The sequence below is a fragment of the Bradyrhizobium sp. MI1.4 genome (assembly GCF_055811315.1).
Genome location: NZ_JBVVPP010000001.1, coordinates 361934 through 376043, shown reverse-complemented (window position 1 = coordinate 376043; position 14110 = coordinate 361934). Strand labels below are relative to the sequence as shown.

Here is a 14110-nt window from a genome sequence, read left to right as displayed (position 1 = left end):
GTTGGCTCACTGGCGCGGGCGCTTTGATGACCCACGGGGCACAAAGTTAGGCCGATGAACTATCTGGATCTCATGGACGACCGACGGCCACCGGCGCCCTCCAACGCCATCCGTGCGCTGGAGCAACACATCGGTGCGCCGTTGCCCGCGCCCTACAAGGAGCTACTGGCGCAATCGGACGGCGGCGGCTTCGACCGCTGCGGCGTCGAGCTGCCTTGGCGCAACGACCGCACCGTTTTGGACGTGCTGTTCACGACGCATCCGACCGACAGCTACGGCGTCATCGACAATTACGATGTGTATCGGGGCATGAATCGAATTCCCCGACTGAGCTGCCCCTTCGCTCCCGATCCCGGCGGCGACCTGTTCCTGCTGAGTCTGGAGGAGGACAGTTATGGCCAGGTCTTCTACTGGGATCACGAGCATGAACCGGTGGACGGTGGCGACATGTTCGCCGATTTCCCGAACACAAACGAACTCGCGCCCGATCTTGAAACCTTCATTCTCGGCTTGGGAGAGGGGTGAATGGATATGCAGCCGTTCGGGCGGATTGAGCCCTTGCGAAACCCATCATGATCGCGTGGGGCCGAACGACAAAAGGGCGGCCATAAGCCGCCCTTTCGGTTTGCGCGTCATCCGTCGGATTTCGCTTAGCCCTCGATGATATAGACGATCTCGTGGGTGTGCGGACGAAGAATGACGTACCTGCCGTGCACCAGAATGAACTCGTATCCGCGCCACTCCGGATAGATTTCGACGATGCGGCTCGGGATCGCATGATAACGAACGCCTGCCGGGACGGTGGTGCCGATCGAGATGTTGAAGTTCACGTTGGTGACTTCCTCGACCTTCTCCTGCTTGATGGCCGAAGTGATCTGGGTACGCTTTTCGGCGGGAGGCGCCGCGACCGCCGTGGTAGCGGCATTGCCGGTCGTCTTGCCCTCGGGCGCCGAAGGCTTGCTCTCGGCGGTCGGGGTCTTCACGTCCTTCGACGTGGTGGCCGGATCGGGCGCCTTGGTCATCCCATTCGCCTTCATCTCGCCGGGCGTCTTGCTGTCGGCAGTCGGCTTCGAACTGGTGGCCGGGGCCATTGTTTCCGTGGTCTTCGCCTTGCCATCGGCCTTGACGTCGCCGGAGTGCTTTGCGTCAGGCGCGCCCTGTGCGTGCTGCGGCGTTGCCGCTGCCGGCGAGCCGTGCGGTGCCGCGGTGGGGGCGTCCTTTGCTGTGGGTGCATTCATCGGTGCCGCGGTTTCGGCTTTCGGCGAAACGGCAGCGGGGGACTCCGCACCCTTGGCGCCGCCCTGATTGACGCCTTGAGCCATTGCAGTGCCGGTCGCAGCGAACAACGCCACAACGGCGACGGAAGCCAGCAAAGTATGTTTCATCTGATCTCTTTCAATTCATTTGAATATGATGCCGACGAACGTCAGCCATGGGAACGAACGGTCTCGACGGGCTGCAGTTCCGATTCTATTTCTGGTTTAAAGACGATTGATGCCTCGATATCCGAAAAAGCTGCAAAATAGATGAGTCGGCGATAACAAGAGCTTTGCATCCCGCGTTGGCTTGTACGCGACCGATGAATTTCAAACATAAGTTGTAATCGGAAGGAACTCTTGCTCGATGGGGCTGTTGTGTCAGTGATCCCCGAGCGTTGCGAGATCGAACCTCCGATCCTCGCCTGAGTTAAAGACCGCAGTCGCGTTGTGAGTGCGACTCGGCGCGAAGCGTCCTCCGTGCGTATCAACCGGAAACCTTCATGAACAACCCCCATGTTCGCAATGCCATTCAGATCGACCGCGGCTCCAGCCTGGCGATCTCTCATGAAATAGCAGACCGCCTTCGGATCAGGCTTCGGGGTGAGCACGACCCATTACCGCGACATCTGACGGCCCTGGTCGACCGGATTGCGCAGATCAGCAGCCATTTCAACCAAGTGATCGAGGTCACAAAATGAGAATGTCCGGCGAAAGCCTTTTGGTGATCTTGTTTGTCGGTCTCGTCGCCGGCTGGCTGGCGGGCCAGATCGTCCGCGGGACCGGCTTTGGGATCATCGGCGATATCATCATCGGAATCCTGGGCGCGTTTGTCGGCAGCTGGTTGTTGCCTCAGCTCGGCGTGCATCTCGGCAGCGGCATGATCAGCGCGATCGTCAACGCGACCGTAGGCGCGGTCCTGCTGCTCCTCGTCGTCCGGCTGGTGCGCGGTGGTGGTGGATGGGGAAGCAGCTGGCGCGGCAGCTGGGGCCGGCGTTGGTGACCCTTGCTCACGCAGCCGCATCAGGCGCCGGTGAGACGCCCGCGGCAAAGACGCTCGTGATGACCTCCGGATCGGATCCAGCATGTTAGACTTTTCGAATGCATCTTTTACGCCTGAAACCATCGGCATCATGAAAACTGCGCTGGACACGGCGGTGGCGTCACTGCCGGCCCCGGTCAGCTCCGCGCATGTCCGGTCGATCGCGGAAACAATCCTTCGCACAGCGAAGGAGGGCGAGCGAGACCCCGCTGTCCTGGAGCGCATGGCGTTGATGGAGCTTCAGATCTCGCCGCGTGATTGATGCCGGTCCGCGAGCGTGCGTGCCGGCGCAGAAGGGCTCGCGTTCATTGCCGTTCCCTGATGTTTCGATGGAACTCTGGGGCGGCGGAAGCATTCATCTCTGCCGCTATCACGCGGCTCCTGGAGAATCCCCAACATGATACGTCATTTGTTGATCGGCGTTGCCGCGTGCGCAATCGCGGCAATGTCGACATTTTCCGCTTCTGCCATGCCCCGCGTTGCGGCTGAGACGTTGGTCGCTGGCTCCGACAGTCCGGTGATTCTCGCGCGCGGAGGCCATGGACATGGCCACGGTCACATGGGACGTGGCGGCCGCGGTCATCACTACGGCTGGAGCAGGGGCCGTCATCGCGGTTGGCGCTAGCCGCACCAACGCAACATCCGGGACCGCCTTCGATTGGCGGCTCCGTAACGTCAGCTCATCCGCCCCGCGGGCTCACCAATCCGGATCCCCATAGTAGGGATCGACCATATAGGGCGGGGGCATCCAGGGCCCTCGCGACGGCCGGGGTCGCCGAGGTGCGGCCGCTTGCACGTGCGGCCGTGCGGGCGCAGCGGTCTCGTTGGTGATCACGCTACGCGCGGCGGGTTTCGCGGACGCAGGTGCGGATGACGATGCGGATGACGTCGTCAGCTCCTTTTGCAGCGCCTGGACCTGTGCGGCAAGGCGCGCATTGGCCGCCGCATCCTTCTCCTGCGCCGCCTTGAGCTGCTGAATGGTGTCGGCCTGCTCGCGCAGCGTCTGCTCGTTGCGGCTTTTCAGTTGCTCGAGCTTTCCGTTGATGTTCGCAAGCTCGCTGGTGATGGTCTTGAGCGATTGCGCGAGATCGGACGACGAGGGGTCGGGCGTCGTGGCGCCCGTTGTTGGAGCGTCGGGTCTTGAAGCAGCTGGTCTTGAAGCGTCAAACCCTGCATTGCTCTCCGTGTCCTTGCCGGCCGGCGGCGCGGGCACCGTGCCGGGCTCATCCGCGGCAGCCAGTTGCACCGCCGGCGGTTGCGCCGGAGTTTCAACCGCGGACGCTTGGCGAGGCTCAGTCCCGGCCGGCGGAGCCCATCGCGCCATGATCGATTTGGTCATAGACCTGGCCCGATCGCTGTATTGCGAAGCGAAGGCGGCGCCGAGAATGCCGATCGCCAGCACGAGGCCGACCAAAGCGCGCAGCATGGGCCGATCTCCCCTCAGGCCTTGACTGCGAACCCTGCTATCCGGCGCCGGCGCCGTGCTCTTGAGAGTCTTGGCCTCGGGAGCCTTGTCCTTGGGAGTCTCGACAGCCTCCGCACCGGCGCTTGCTCGCGAGGCCGCTGGGATTTCGCTGCCGCGTTCCATTCCGGAAACCAGCCGGTCCAGCCGCGCAAGGTCTTGCTCCGCGCTCTTGATCCGATCGTAGGCCCGCGCCAGCCCGCCATCGGCGCGCCCCTCGTCCGGCTTGGGGGCGTCTGGCTTGTGGTCGTCAGGTTTGGGGTCGTTCGTCTCGGGCACCGATGCGCTCTCGCTTCCGTCGGGCGTCAATGGAAGTGTGGCAGTCCGATCGGAACGATAGGTCTCGCCGCTGTCCAACACAACGCGCGTGCGAAGGAGAAATTATGGCGAGGCCTCGGGGTGGGGCGGTCGCGGGGTATGCAACGGGCGCCCTTGATCTGGATCAAGCATGCAGCGCCCGACCGTCGCCACCGTGCAGACATTCATCGGAAGGAACACATGGTTCAGACAAGAGCGATCGTCCTTGGTGCCTTCGCGGCCCTGCTGCTGGCCGTGCCGGCCAAGGCCCAGGTGCTGGTCGACGTTTCCAAGATCAGCTGCGACCAGTACATCACCCAGCGCATCACCCACATGCAGACCGTGAACGTCTGGCTCGCCGGGTTCTACGCCGGCCGCCGCAACAATCCCGTCGTGGATACGCAAGCGCTGAACAAGAACGGCAACAAGCTCTCGCGCTTCTGCGAGTCGCATCGCGAGATGCCGCTGCTGGAGGCGGTCGAGGCCGATACGAAGTAGGGGCGGGGCCGCCCAGCCTCGGAGTGCGGGCAGTCCTATCGCCGGAAGGAGAGGTTGCGCCGCTGTCCCCCCAACGCGCGTGCGAACGAGAAATTATCGCGGGCACGGGGGTGGGGCGTGGCATTGCCGAACCGGCATGCGTCGCGAGCGTCAGGTACATGACCGAAAGCGGTGTGGCTCCCGCTGATGCCCTATGTAGGTAAAGCGTGACACTTTCGCTGTCTCGTTATGAACCCGGCCGCCAGATCGCAAGGGCCCGCATTGTTCTAAATCAACAAACCCGCTCATTAGCGAATTGCGCTGACGCACCGTCCCAATCCAGGAAGGAGAGTGGACATGTCGCGCCGAACCATCGTTTCACTTACCGCATCCGCAATCATTGGCATCGCCTGCATCGTGACTGTTTCGACTGACGCCTTCGCCTATCGAAGAGGCGTCGGGGTTGGTCGGGTTGGTGTTCATCACGGCGGTGTCTATCGCGGTGGCGTCTATCGTGGTGCAGCCGTGCGCCGCGGAGTTGCCGTGGGCGTCGGAGCTGCTGCGGTTGGTGCGGCAGCTTACGGGGCTTACGGAGCCTACGGCGGCTATCGCCGCTGCGGCTACGAACCTTACCCGCCTTGCTACTAGCCGGTCTTTGCGCAGCGGCCAGAGCACCGTCGGTCGGCTGTGCGCGGAGCACCTCTCTCCGAGTGGGGAGAGGTGATCCGAGTTCCGGGCCCGCACACACGCGATCCGAGCTGTGCTCGCTTCACCGTGCGTATTGGCGCGTCTGTTGCTCGACAGGTCGACTTCTAGCGAGGCGCACGTGCCATCTTCGCCGGCCGCGACCAGGAGAGGTTGAACGCCGATAAATCTATCAATGCGTGCAATTGGGCAATCGGGAAAAAGCGGCAAAACTGCGGCTGTCAAGGATACATCAGAGTAGAACGGAGCTTATCCCCGTAATAAACCCGATGCTGTTAAGGGTTCGGGGTGCGTATGGGAGATCAATAATGGCAAATGTCGAACAATTGCGCAGGCGGGACGGAGTAAACTTGGTCCAGCTCGAGGAGGACATTGCATCGATACGCTCGGGAAGCTCTCTTGCTTCCATTGCTCTGCCTGATTACGTCGAGCACACCGCGGGCGTGACGCGCGTCGGCGCGCTCAGTGCAGAGGCGGTCGTTCGGGACTATGAGTCCGCTGCAAAAGAGATCGAGGCCATGGGCACCGAGTTGATCGACGCCGCGCAAAAATGCGAGGCGCTGACTGCCCAGGTCCATGATGCGATCGCCTTCATGCGAGAAACGGCGGCGGAGTATCGTGAAGAGGGTCGGAAGATCTTCAAGCGCATCGAAGAATGCGCGCTGTTCACCGAAGACGTCCGCAAGACATGCGAACAGGTCAAGCGCAGGATGGTCGACGTCTCGCTAGGCTCATCGTCCAACGAGGAGTTCGCACCGCAACAGCCCGAGTTGAGCGGGATCGCCGCCAAGGTGTCGATGAGCGAGATACGGTGAGGCGGGCGTAGATAGCGCGTAGGCTGGGTTGAGCTCTAGGTCGTAGGATGGGTTGAGCCCTTACGAAACCCTTCATCTCTCGCCGATCGAGCGGTGATGGGTATCGCTTCGCTCCACCCATCCTACGAGCTGGAGCCAACAATCAATAGCGACCGCCGTGGCCCTTTTGCTGCGTGATCCAGTCCGACAATGTTTTCGGCGTCGATTTCGCAGTCCGGCTCGGTGATGCCTTCGGATTGTCGCGAACGCCTTTCGTCGGACGGGTGCGCGGCGCTTCCGTTCCGTTGACGCCCTTCCGGCCAGCGATCGATGCCTCCGCGGCTTCCTTCTCCAGGCGCAACTGTTTCAATCGCGCCATCTTGAGGCGCTCTGCCTCGACTTCGGGCCGTTCGGCAAGCTGCGGCTTGTGTTGAGCGACCTCCGCCGGGACGATGACACCGATAATGGTTGTCTCGCCGAGCGCCTTGCAGGCTTCGAGCCGATGCAGTCCCTCGACCAGAACGAGGCGGTCTCCGTCGAGCCGGACGGAAATGGGTTCCTGTTGTCCGATGTCCAGCATACTTTCAGCAATCTCCCCGACGATCTCGGGCTTGATGGCTTTCTTCTGCTTCGTGGGAACGAAGATCTTCTCGATCGGGAAGCTTTCCGGTTTGGGCATAACTTGACTCCGCTTCTACCGGGCCCGTCGGAACCGATGCCGGCGGTGGTCGGAGTTTAGGAGGGAAGGGCTCGACCGCAAAGGTAATTTCGGCAGCGGGGTGTTGATGACTCGTAGGATGGGTTGAGCCCGTGCGAAACCCATGCCTTCCGTGGATTTGGCGGCGATGGGTATCGCTTCGCTCCACCCATCCTACGCTCTGTCGCCGCAATACCGAGCACATGTCGCTCTCGTAGACCTCGGGCTTTGCCCACAGCTTCAGCGCGAGACATCCGCGGGCGGATCGGCCAGTTAGGCGGCGTGTTCCGTGGATCGCGTTACATCGCCGCGTCCCGCGAGAAGGCCGGCAACGGAGATATCTTCGTCGAGCGCTTCCCAGTGCAGGCCGACGCGGCTGAGCTCGACCTGGTTGCGTTCGTCTGGCGTTGCATGGAGCAGGCGCGGAAACCACGCAAGCGGGATCCCGAGTGTCCTTCCATCGGACAGTTCGACCCACATCGTGTGTTCGTCAAAGCGAGCGCTAGTTGCCGAAATGGTCATGCCAGGCCTTCAGAAGAAGCTCGCGGTTGTCTTCCACGACGCGCAGGATATTCGAAAGTTCCCGCGGATTGAAGCCATAACTGTCGGCTATTGATATGCCAGGCTCAAGCCAAATCTTGGCGTCCCGGCCGCCGCCTTTGACATGAATATGGGCAGCTCGGGTGGCTGCCCCTCGTTTGAGAAGAAGTAGTAACGCAAGCCGCCCTGGCGCAATGCAACTGGCATCAATGCCTCCGGGCGGCTTGCGCTATTGGTATCAGCTACACCCCGTCGTGCTGCCGCACGTATCGCACTTCATACACGTGCCATTCCGTACCAGCGTGAAGTTGCCGCACTCGCTGCACATCTCGCCCTCATAGCCCTTGGCTTTGGCTTCCGCGCGGCGCTCGGCCTTGCTGGGCACTGCGGTTTGCGCGCTGCCGGCCTTGCTCCATTGCAGGGCCTCTAACTTCTCGGTGGGCGAGAGGTCGTGGGCCACTTCCTGCTTCAGCGCGACCGCGCCTTCCAGGACGTCGCCGGCACGGCCTGCGCCGTGCGACGCGAGCGAGGTGACCTTGGAGCCGCCGGCCGGTGCGCTGTCATTGCCTTGCGCGACCGCGGTCGAGCCGCCGCGCATCACCACGAGGTTGTCGGTGCGGGAGCGGGTGAGGCCGCGCGACACCAGCTTGGAGGCGCGCTGGCCGTGATCATCCGGCTCCTTGCCTTCCTCGACGCCCTTGCCGAGCACGTCGAACCCGGTCTCGCTGGGATCGACATGGGCGAGGTCGAAGCGGCTGAGATAGCTCACCGCCAATTCGCGGAAGACGTAGTCGAGGATCGAGGTCGCGTATTTGATGCTGTCGTTGCCCTGCACGGGGCCCGCCGGCTCGAAGCGGGTGAAGGTGAAGGCGTCGACATATTCGTCGAGCGGCACGCCGTACTGAAGACCCAGCGACACCGCGATGGCGAAATTGTTGATGAAGGAGCGCAGGGCCGCGCCTTCCTTGTGCATGTCGATGAAGATCTCGCCGATGCGGCCGTCGTCATACTCGCCGGTGCGCAAATAGACCTTGTGGCCGCCGACGACCGCCTTCTGGGTGTAGCCCTTGCGGCGATCCGGCATCTTCTCGCGCTCGCGCATCACGATGATGCGCTCGACCAGCTTCTCGACGATCTTTTCCGAGACCTGGGCGGTGCGTGCCGCCATCGGCTTGTCGTAGAGGCTCTCGACCGCATCGTCCTCGTCCTCATCGTCGGCGATGAGCTGCGAGTTGAGCGGCTGGCTGAGCTTGGAGCCGTCGCGATAGAGCGCGTTGGCCTTGAGCGCCAGCTTCCACGACAGCATGTAGGCGGACTTGCAGTCCTCTACCGTCGCGTCGTTCGGCATGTTGATGGTCTTGGAGATCGCACCCGAGATGAAGGGCTGCGCCGCCGACATCATGCGGATGTGGCTCTCGACCGAGAGATAGCGCTTGCCGACCTTGCCGCAAGGGTTGGCGCAGTCGAACACCGGATAGTGCTCGGCCTTGAGGTGCGGAGCACCTTCCACCGTCATCGCGCCGCAGATGTGGACGTTGGCCGCCTCGATCTCGCGTTTGGTGAAGCCGACGGCCTGGAGCAGGTCGAAGCCGGGGGCCGCGATCGCCTCGGCACCGATGCCGAGCTGGTCGCGGATGAAGTCTTCGCCAAAGGTCCATTTGTTGAAGGCGAACTTGATGTCGAACGCGGTCGGCAGCGCCTTCTCGACCTTGGCGATGGCCTCATCCGTGAAGCCCTTGGCCTTCAGCGTCGAGGCGTTGATGCCGGGCGCGTTGGAGAGCGAGCCGTGGCCGACGGCATAGGCCTCGATCTCCGCGATCTCGCTCTCGCGATAACCGAGCGCACGCAGCGCGGCGGGGACCGCGCGGTTGATGATCTTGAAATAGCCGCCGCCGGCGAGCTTCTTGAATTTTACCAGCGCGAAGTCGGGCTCGATACCGGTGGTGTCGCAATCCATGACGAGGCCGATCGTGCCGGTCGGCGCGATCACCGTGGTCTGGGCGTTGCGATAGCCGTGCTTCTCGCCGAGGTCGAGCGCCGCATCCCAGGCCGCTTGCGCATGCGTGACGAGGTCTCCTTGCGGGCAGGACACCAAGTCCATCGGCACCGGATTGACACTGAGCCCCTCGTAGCCGTTGGACTGGCCATGGGCGGCGCGGCGGTGGTTGCGGATCACGCGCAGCATGTGCGCGGCGTTCTTCTTGTAGCCCGGGAAAGTGCCGAGCTCGGCCGCCATCTCGGCCGACGTCTTGTAGGTGATGCCGGTCATGATCGCGGTCAGCGCGCCGGCGATTGCGCGGCCTTCCTTGCTGTCATAGGACAGACCCATGGTCATCAAGAGGCCGCCGATATTGGCGTAGCCGAGGCCGAGCGTGCGGAACTCGTAGGAGAGCTCGGCGATCGACTTCGACGGGAACTGCGCCATCATCACCGAGATTTCGAGCACGATGGTCCAGAGCCGGCAGAGATGCTCGTAGCCTTCGACGTCGAAACGCTTGGAGGGGATGTCGTAGAACGTCAGCAGATTGGCGGAGGCGAGGTTGCACGCCGTGTCGTCCAGGAACATGTATTCCGAGCACGGATTGGAGGCGCGGATGTCGCCGGACGCCTTGCAGGTGTGCCAGTCATTCATGGTGGTGTTGAAGTGCAGGCCCGGGTCGGCCGACGCCCAGGCGGCGTAGCCGATTTTTTCCCAGAGGTCGCGCGCCTTCAGGGTCTTGGTGATCTTCTTGGTGGTGCGTCCGACGAGATTCCAGTCGCCGTCGGTCTCGACCGCGCGCAGGAAGTCGTCCTTCAGCGACACCGAATTGTTGGAGTTCTGCCCCGAAACCGTGAGATAGGCTTCCGAATCCCAGTCGGTGTCATAGACGTCGAACTGGATGTCCTTGTAGCCCTGTTTTGCAAATTGGATGACCCGCTTGATGTAGTTGTCGGGCACGAGGCTGCGGCGCGCCAGCTTGATCTCGCGGCGCAGCGCCGGGTTCTTCTCGGGGTCGAAGCAATCGTCGCCCGAGCCTTCGCAGTTGACGCAGGCCTTCAGCACCGCCTTGAGGTGCTTCTGGTTGATCTTGGATCCGGTGACGAGAGCGGCGACCTTCTGCTCCTCCTTCACCTTCCAGTCGATATAGGTCTCGATGTCGGGGTGATCGACGTCGACGACGACCATCTTGGCGGCGCGGCGCGTGGTGCCGCCCGACTTGATCGCGCCCGCCGCGCGGTCGCCGATCTTGAGGAAGCTCATCAGGCCGGACGAGCGGCCGCCGCCGGAGAGGCGTTCGCCTTCGCCGCGCAGGCGCGAGAAGTTGGAGCCGGTGCCGGAGCCGTATTTGAACAGGCGCGCTTCGCGGACCCAGAGGTCCATGATGCCGCCCTCGTTGACGAGGTCGTCACCGACGCCCTGGATGAAGCAGGCATGCGGCTGCGGATGCTCGTAGGAGGATTTCGACCGGGTCAGCTTGCCGGTAAAGGGGTCGACGTAATAATGGCCCTGGCCGGGACCGTCGATGCCGTAGGCCCAGTGCAGACCGGTGTTGAACCATTGCGGCGAGTTCGGCGCGACCATCTGCATGGTCAGCATGTAGCGGAGCTCGTCGTAGAAGGTCTGGGCGTCCTCGTCGGAGGAGAAGTACTTGCCCTTCCAGCCCCAATAGGTCCAGCAGCCGGCGAGACGGTCGAACACCTGCTTGGCCGAGAGCTCGCTGACATAGCGCTCTTTCTCGGGCAGGAGGGCGAGCGCCTCGGTGTCGGGCACGGAGCGCCACAGGAAGGAGGGGACGGACTCTTCCTCGACCTTCTTCAGGCGCGCGGCAACGCCGGCCTTGCGGAAGTACTTCTGGGCGAGGACGTCGGAGGCGACCTGCGACCACGCGGTCGGCACCTCGACATTGTCGAGCTTGAACACGACCGAGCCGTCGGGATTCCTGATCTCCGACGTGGTCAGCCGGAAATCGATGCCGGCGTAAGGTGACTGTCCCGAAGTGGTGTGGCGCCGCTCAATCCGCATGGTCTTGCCCCGTCCTATCTTTGACCGGACCGCCTCCGTTCAGGCGTGCCGGGTCATCATTTCATTTCGCGGTGCTCGAGGCCGCCTGGCCCTTGGCATCGCAGCTCAGCCGGTAGACCCGGCCCGTTTTCTCCCGACGCGATTGCTCGATGCGCGCACCGATCATCCGCCGGCACGTCCAGACCCATCCGCCCCAAAGGGATGAGCCCGACATGCGTTCAACGCCCCACAACGTCACGTCTTCAACCATTGCCATCCGGGCCTGTTTCCAGCCCGTTCAGGCGCCCGAAAAGTCCGCTCTCGCCGGGCAGACAAGCCCGTATCCCGCTGCCCTTGTCTGGCTTGGCGGAGTGCTGTTTTGCAGACCCTTTGGGGGAGTGCCGGCGGGACGCAAACACACTCGCGCCGAACGGATCGAAAACTAGGACTCTCCGTTACGCCCGTCAAGAACTAGTGCGAGTTCCTGAATCAAATACTAAATATGGTGGATTATGGGGGATAACAGGGGGCAGGCCCGCGCCTGTTGTTGAGCCAAGTATCAGTGAGTCCTCAGGGATTCCCAACCGAAAAAATTTGCATCTTGGGGTGCCGCTGTGGCTTCACCCCGCTGTTCACAGGGCAGGTATATTTTTGAATCGCGGGCTTGCCTCGGGGGGACTCACGTAGGGCTACGGAAGGTGAGGGCAGGCATGCCCGCCGGGGTGGTGGTGGGAGGCGCGAATCCGCGCCAAGCTGCCCTCGATTTTGCCGGACTACCCACATGCTTGATTCGACTCGGCCGGTGCTGCGAGCGCGCATCGCCCCGGCCGGCCTGATATTCCTCGCCATCACCTCGGTGGGCTGGGGTTTCAATTGGCCGGTGACGAAATTCCTGCTCTCCGAGCTGCCGCCGCTGACCTTGCGCGGGGCGACGGGCGTGCTCGGCGCGGTGCTGCTGGCGGCGCTGGCACTGATCCGCGCTGACAGCCTCAGCGTCCCGCGCGCGATCTGGCCGCGCCTCGTGACCGCCGCGATCCTCAACGTCACCGGCTGGATGGTGCTGATGGGTCTGGCGCTGCTGTGGCTGCCGGCGAGCGAAGCGGCGCTGATCGCCTACACCATGCCGGTCTGGGCCTCGCTGATCGCCTGGCCGGTGCTCGGCGAGCGGCCGACCTTGTTGCGCACCATCGCGCTGGTGATGGCCTTTGCCGGCCTGGCCTCGATCATGGGCGGCAACGGCTTTGCCGCCACTGCGGACAAGCTGCCGGGCATCGTCATGGCGCTGTGCGGCGCGCTCGGCTTCGCCGCCGGCACGGTGTTTTCGAAGAAGTACCCGATCCGCCTGCCGCCGATCACGGCCGCGGCCTGGCAGATCGGGATCGGCTGCCTGCCCATCACGATCATCGGCCTCGCCATCGAGACCACGCATCTGGAGCTGGTGACGCCCGTCGGCTGGTGGCTCCTGGTCTATTCAACCGTGGTGCAGTTCTGCATCGCCTATGTCAGCTGGTTCGCAGCACTGGCGCGCCTGCCGGCCTCCGTCGCCGCGATCGGCACCATGGCGGTGCCTGTCATCGGCGTCGTGGCGTCCGCGATCGCTCTCCACGAGCCGCTGGGGGCAGGGCAGATCGCCGCGCTGGTGTTCACGCTGGCGGCCGTGGTGCTGGCGACGCGGTAGGGCGTATATTCATGAGCGGCTGGCCGCCTGGACTTCCGGTTCATCGTCAACATCGGCCGGAGAGCGGAAGGTCTCCGAGCTCGCAGATGGGCCAAGAGCCGACCTGCCTTGCGGGGGATTGTCTCTACCAAATCGGTTGGCGAACTCTACGACCGCTGCTGCAACATCTTTACGCCTGGCGTCCGTGCGTGTGAATCCCAGCGGTCCTGTGAACCTGATAACCACCTTTTCAGGATTGGATTTCGGCCGAGCATCGGTCGTCCAAGATAGCTCTCTGGCCCGGACCTTGACAACATCGCGACTGGTGCACGCGGACTCGATCGATGAGAATATCTGCTTTGCTTCATCGACCGAAAGCTTCATCGATTGACACTCACCAGCGCCGACCGACACAAGGGTCAAACCAGACCGTTCGACGCGGAAGTACAGCCCATTGGTCAGCGTGACTTTTTCCTTAGGTCCCAACTCGGCGCCAATACGGGCCAGCGCTTGAGACCCAACTCGCGACAGGAGCCGTCCCAACACTTCAAAAAAGACTTTGATCTTTCGGTGATCATTCATGGGTCGGGCGCCATCGTACGTGGTCCGATGGGGGACAAAAGCAACTCGCCATTGGCAAACAGTACAACATCCGCTTCGGGTCAGCATACGAACTCAACTGAGCAAATCTGGTCCGCCATGCTTCGGGGAGCGACCTCCTGGAGGGCTGCCGCCATCTGCAAACCTTCTCAGAAATACTACGTCTTTTCTTTCTACCCCGGGAGCGAGGTTTCGGAGAGCGTTCGTAGCGAGATATATCTCAAGCCCGACCAGAAGCGGTATTCCCGCGCCCCAAATGTAGATCAGGCCACGCATTGTTGCCTCCGTCAGGATAATTTTGAGCCGCTGCTTCGGGCAGTCTTCCAGGCCAAGGAAGCGGCCACGACAAACGACACGAAACAGAACGCGATCACCCCCAAAGCGCGGACATCGCGGCGCGGCTCGTTGAGCCACACGAGAGCCGCCAGGCAAAGGAGCGCCGGGACCGCGCAGGCTTGTGTTGCGATATACCGACGCCTCAGCGCCAACGGCGCGCGGTCCCCCCAGATAAACGCCTCAACCTGAAACTTGCGAGAAATTGCGTCCGTCCGGGGGAGGCACGACCTATCTAGCTCTGCCACGATGGATTGAAATCCCCATC

16 protein-coding genes are annotated in these 14110 nt (G+C 62.7%); 8 read left to right on the top strand and 8 right to left on the bottom strand.

The window, feature by feature from the left end; all coding sequences use genetic code 11:
- The first annotated feature begins 54 nt into the window (after positions 1 to 54).
- On the top strand, positions 55 to 525 hold the full coding sequence (locus AC0L23_RS01840; protein ID WP_018454516.1) for an SMI1/KNR4 family protein: 471 nt from the start codon (positions 55 to 57) through the stop codon (positions 523 to 525).
- Between the two features lie 125 nt (positions 526 to 650).
- On the opposite strand, the gene AC0L23_RS01835 is transcribed toward AC0L23_RS01840, so the two are convergent.
- On the bottom strand, positions 651 to 1385 hold the full coding sequence (locus AC0L23_RS01835; protein WP_085353550.1) for a DUF1236 domain-containing protein: 735 nt from the start codon (positions 1383 to 1385) through the stop codon (positions 651 to 653).
- 374 nt (positions 1386 to 1759) lie between these two features.
- Here AC0L23_RS01835 and AC0L23_RS01830 point away from each other — a divergent pair, with 374 nt between their 5' ends.
- From AC0L23_RS01830 to AC0L23_RS01820, 3 genes are all read left to right on the top strand, one after another.
- The gene (locus AC0L23_RS01830; protein WP_085353549.1) at positions 1760 to 1957 is read left to right on the top strand and encodes a hypothetical protein; all 198 of its coding nucleotides are present in this window, start codon (positions 1760 to 1762) and stop codon (positions 1955 to 1957) included.
- Positions 1954 to 2259, top strand: coding sequence for a GlsB/YeaQ/YmgE family stress response membrane protein (locus AC0L23_RS01825; RefSeq protein WP_085353548.1), 306 nt, complete (start codon positions 1954 to 1956; stop codon positions 2257 to 2259). The genes AC0L23_RS01830 and AC0L23_RS01825 overlap by 4 nt, the downstream gene beginning before the upstream one ends.
- An 82-nt stretch (positions 2260 to 2341) precedes the next feature.
- Positions 2342 to 2560, top strand: coding sequence for a hypothetical protein (locus AC0L23_RS01820; protein ID WP_007609614.1), 219 nt, complete (start codon positions 2342 to 2344; stop codon positions 2558 to 2560).
- 435 nt (positions 2561 to 2995) lie between these two features.
- Here AC0L23_RS01820 and AC0L23_RS01815 read toward each other — a convergent pair whose 3' ends face one another.
- The gene (locus AC0L23_RS01815) at positions 2996 to 4039 is read right to left on the bottom strand and encodes a hypothetical protein (RefSeq protein ID WP_085384035.1); all 1044 of its coding nucleotides are present in this window, start codon (positions 4037 to 4039) and stop codon (positions 2996 to 2998) included.
- Positions 4040 to 4258: 219 nt separating this feature from the next.
- Here AC0L23_RS01815 and AC0L23_RS01810 point away from each other — a divergent pair, with 219 nt between their 5' ends.
- The 3 genes from AC0L23_RS01810 (at position 4259) to AC0L23_RS01800 (ending at position 6054) form a co-directional block, all read left to right on the top strand.
- On the top strand, positions 4259 to 4555 hold the full coding sequence (locus AC0L23_RS01810) for an HdeA/HdeB family chaperone (RefSeq protein ID WP_240543383.1): 297 nt from the start codon (positions 4259 to 4261) through the stop codon (positions 4553 to 4555).
- A gap of 336 nt (positions 4556 to 4891) precedes the next feature.
- Positions 4892 to 5182, top strand: a complete 291-nt coding sequence (locus AC0L23_RS01805; protein ID WP_085353546.1) for a hypothetical protein — start codon at positions 4892 to 4894, stop codon at positions 5180 to 5182.
- Positions 5183 to 5547: 365 nt separating this feature from the next.
- Complete coding sequence (locus AC0L23_RS01800) at positions 5548 to 6054, top strand: hypothetical protein (protein ID WP_026232748.1); 507 nt, start codon at positions 5548 to 5550, stop codon at positions 6052 to 6054.
- 142 nt (positions 6055 to 6196) lie between these two features.
- On the opposite strand, the gene AC0L23_RS01795 is transcribed toward AC0L23_RS01800, so the two are convergent.
- From AC0L23_RS01795 to AC0L23_RS01775, 5 genes are all read right to left on the bottom strand, one after another.
- Entirely contained in the window at positions 6197 to 6712 is a 516-nt protein-coding gene (locus AC0L23_RS01795; RefSeq protein WP_085353544.1) for a ParB N-terminal domain-containing protein, read from the bottom strand.
- A 291-nt stretch (positions 6713 to 7003) separates the two neighbouring features.
- Complete coding sequence (locus AC0L23_RS01790) at positions 7004 to 7252, bottom strand: DUF2442 domain-containing protein (protein WP_085353543.1); 249 nt, start codon at positions 7250 to 7252, stop codon at positions 7004 to 7006.
- A complete protein-coding gene (locus AC0L23_RS01785; protein ID WP_240543391.1) occupies positions 7233 to 7349 on the bottom strand; it encodes a DUF4160 domain-containing protein in 117 nt (38 codons plus the stop codon). The genes AC0L23_RS01790 and AC0L23_RS01785 overlap by 20 nt, the downstream gene beginning before the upstream one ends.
- 159 nt (positions 7350 to 7508) lie before the next feature.
- Positions 7509 to 11273, bottom strand: a complete 3765-nt coding sequence (locus AC0L23_RS01780) for a vitamin B12-dependent ribonucleotide reductase (RefSeq protein WP_085353542.1) — start codon at positions 11271 to 11273, stop codon at positions 7509 to 7511.
- Positions 11274 to 11334: 61 nt separating this feature from the next.
- Positions 11335 to 11523, bottom strand: coding sequence for a hypothetical protein (locus AC0L23_RS01775; RefSeq protein ID WP_231188561.1), 189 nt, complete (start codon positions 11521 to 11523; stop codon positions 11335 to 11337).
- Between the two features lie 510 nt (positions 11524 to 12033).
- On the opposite strand from AC0L23_RS01775, the gene AC0L23_RS01770 reads away from it, so the two are divergent.
- Entirely contained in the window at positions 12034 to 12930 is an 897-nt protein-coding gene (locus AC0L23_RS01770; RefSeq protein WP_085353541.1) for a DMT family transporter, read from the top strand.
- Between the two features lie 9 nt (positions 12931 to 12939).
- Here AC0L23_RS01770 and AC0L23_RS01765 read toward each other — a convergent pair whose 3' ends face one another.
- Positions 12940 to 13491: a hypothetical protein gene (locus AC0L23_RS01765; RefSeq protein WP_085362185.1), complete on the bottom strand. Its 552-nt coding sequence runs from the start codon at positions 13489 to 13491 to the stop codon at positions 12940 to 12942.
- Between the last annotated feature and the right edge of the window lie 619 nt (positions 13492 to 14110).

Excerpts from the sequence above, each read along its gene's own strand:
- AC0L23_RS01840 (WP_018454516.1), top strand. The coding sequence starts at position 55 with ATGAACTATCTGGATCTCATGGACGACCGACGGCCACCGGCGCCCTCC.
- AC0L23_RS01835 (WP_085353550.1), bottom strand. The coding sequence starts at position 1,385 with ATGAAACATACTTTGCTGGCTTCCGTCGCCGTTGTGGCGTTGTTCGCT.
- AC0L23_RS01830 (WP_085353549.1), top strand. The coding sequence starts at position 1,760 with ATGAACAACCCCCATGTTCGCAATGCCATTCAGATCGACCGCGGCTCC.
- AC0L23_RS01825 (WP_085353548.1), top strand. The coding sequence starts at position 1,954 with ATGAGAATGTCCGGCGAAAGCCTTTTGGTGATCTTGTTTGTCGGTCTC.
- AC0L23_RS01820 (WP_007609614.1), top strand. The coding sequence starts at position 2,342 with ATGTTAGACTTTTCGAATGCATCTTTTACGCCTGAAACCATCGGCATC.
- AC0L23_RS01810 (WP_240543383.1), top strand. The coding sequence starts at position 4,259 with ATGGTTCAGACAAGAGCGATCGTCCTTGGTGCCTTCGCGGCCCTGCTG.
- AC0L23_RS01805 (WP_085353546.1), top strand. The coding sequence starts at position 4,892 with ATGTCGCGCCGAACCATCGTTTCACTTACCGCATCCGCAATCATTGGC.
- AC0L23_RS01800 (WP_026232748.1), top strand. The coding sequence starts at position 5,548 with ATGGCAAATGTCGAACAATTGCGCAGGCGGGACGGAGTAAACTTGGTC.
- AC0L23_RS01795 (WP_085353544.1), bottom strand. The coding sequence starts at position 6,712 with ATGCCCAAACCGGAAAGCTTCCCGATCGAGAAGATCTTCGTTCCCACG.
- AC0L23_RS01790 (WP_085353543.1), bottom strand. The coding sequence starts at position 7,252 with ATGACCATTTCGGCAACTAGCGCTCGCTTTGACGAACACACGATGTGG.
- AC0L23_RS01780 (WP_085353542.1), bottom strand. The coding sequence starts at position 11,273 with ATGCGGATTGAGCGGCGCCACACCACTTCGGGACAGTCACCTTACGCC.
- AC0L23_RS01775 (WP_231188561.1), bottom strand. The coding sequence starts at position 11,523 with ATGGTTGAAGACGTGACGTTGTGGGGCGTTGAACGCATGTCGGGCTCA.
- AC0L23_RS01770 (WP_085353541.1), top strand. The coding sequence starts at position 12,034 with ATGCTTGATTCGACTCGGCCGGTGCTGCGAGCGCGCATCGCCCCGGCC.
- AC0L23_RS01765 (WP_085362185.1), bottom strand. The coding sequence starts at position 13,491 with ATGAATGATCACCGAAAGATCAAAGTCTTTTTTGAAGTGTTGGGACGG.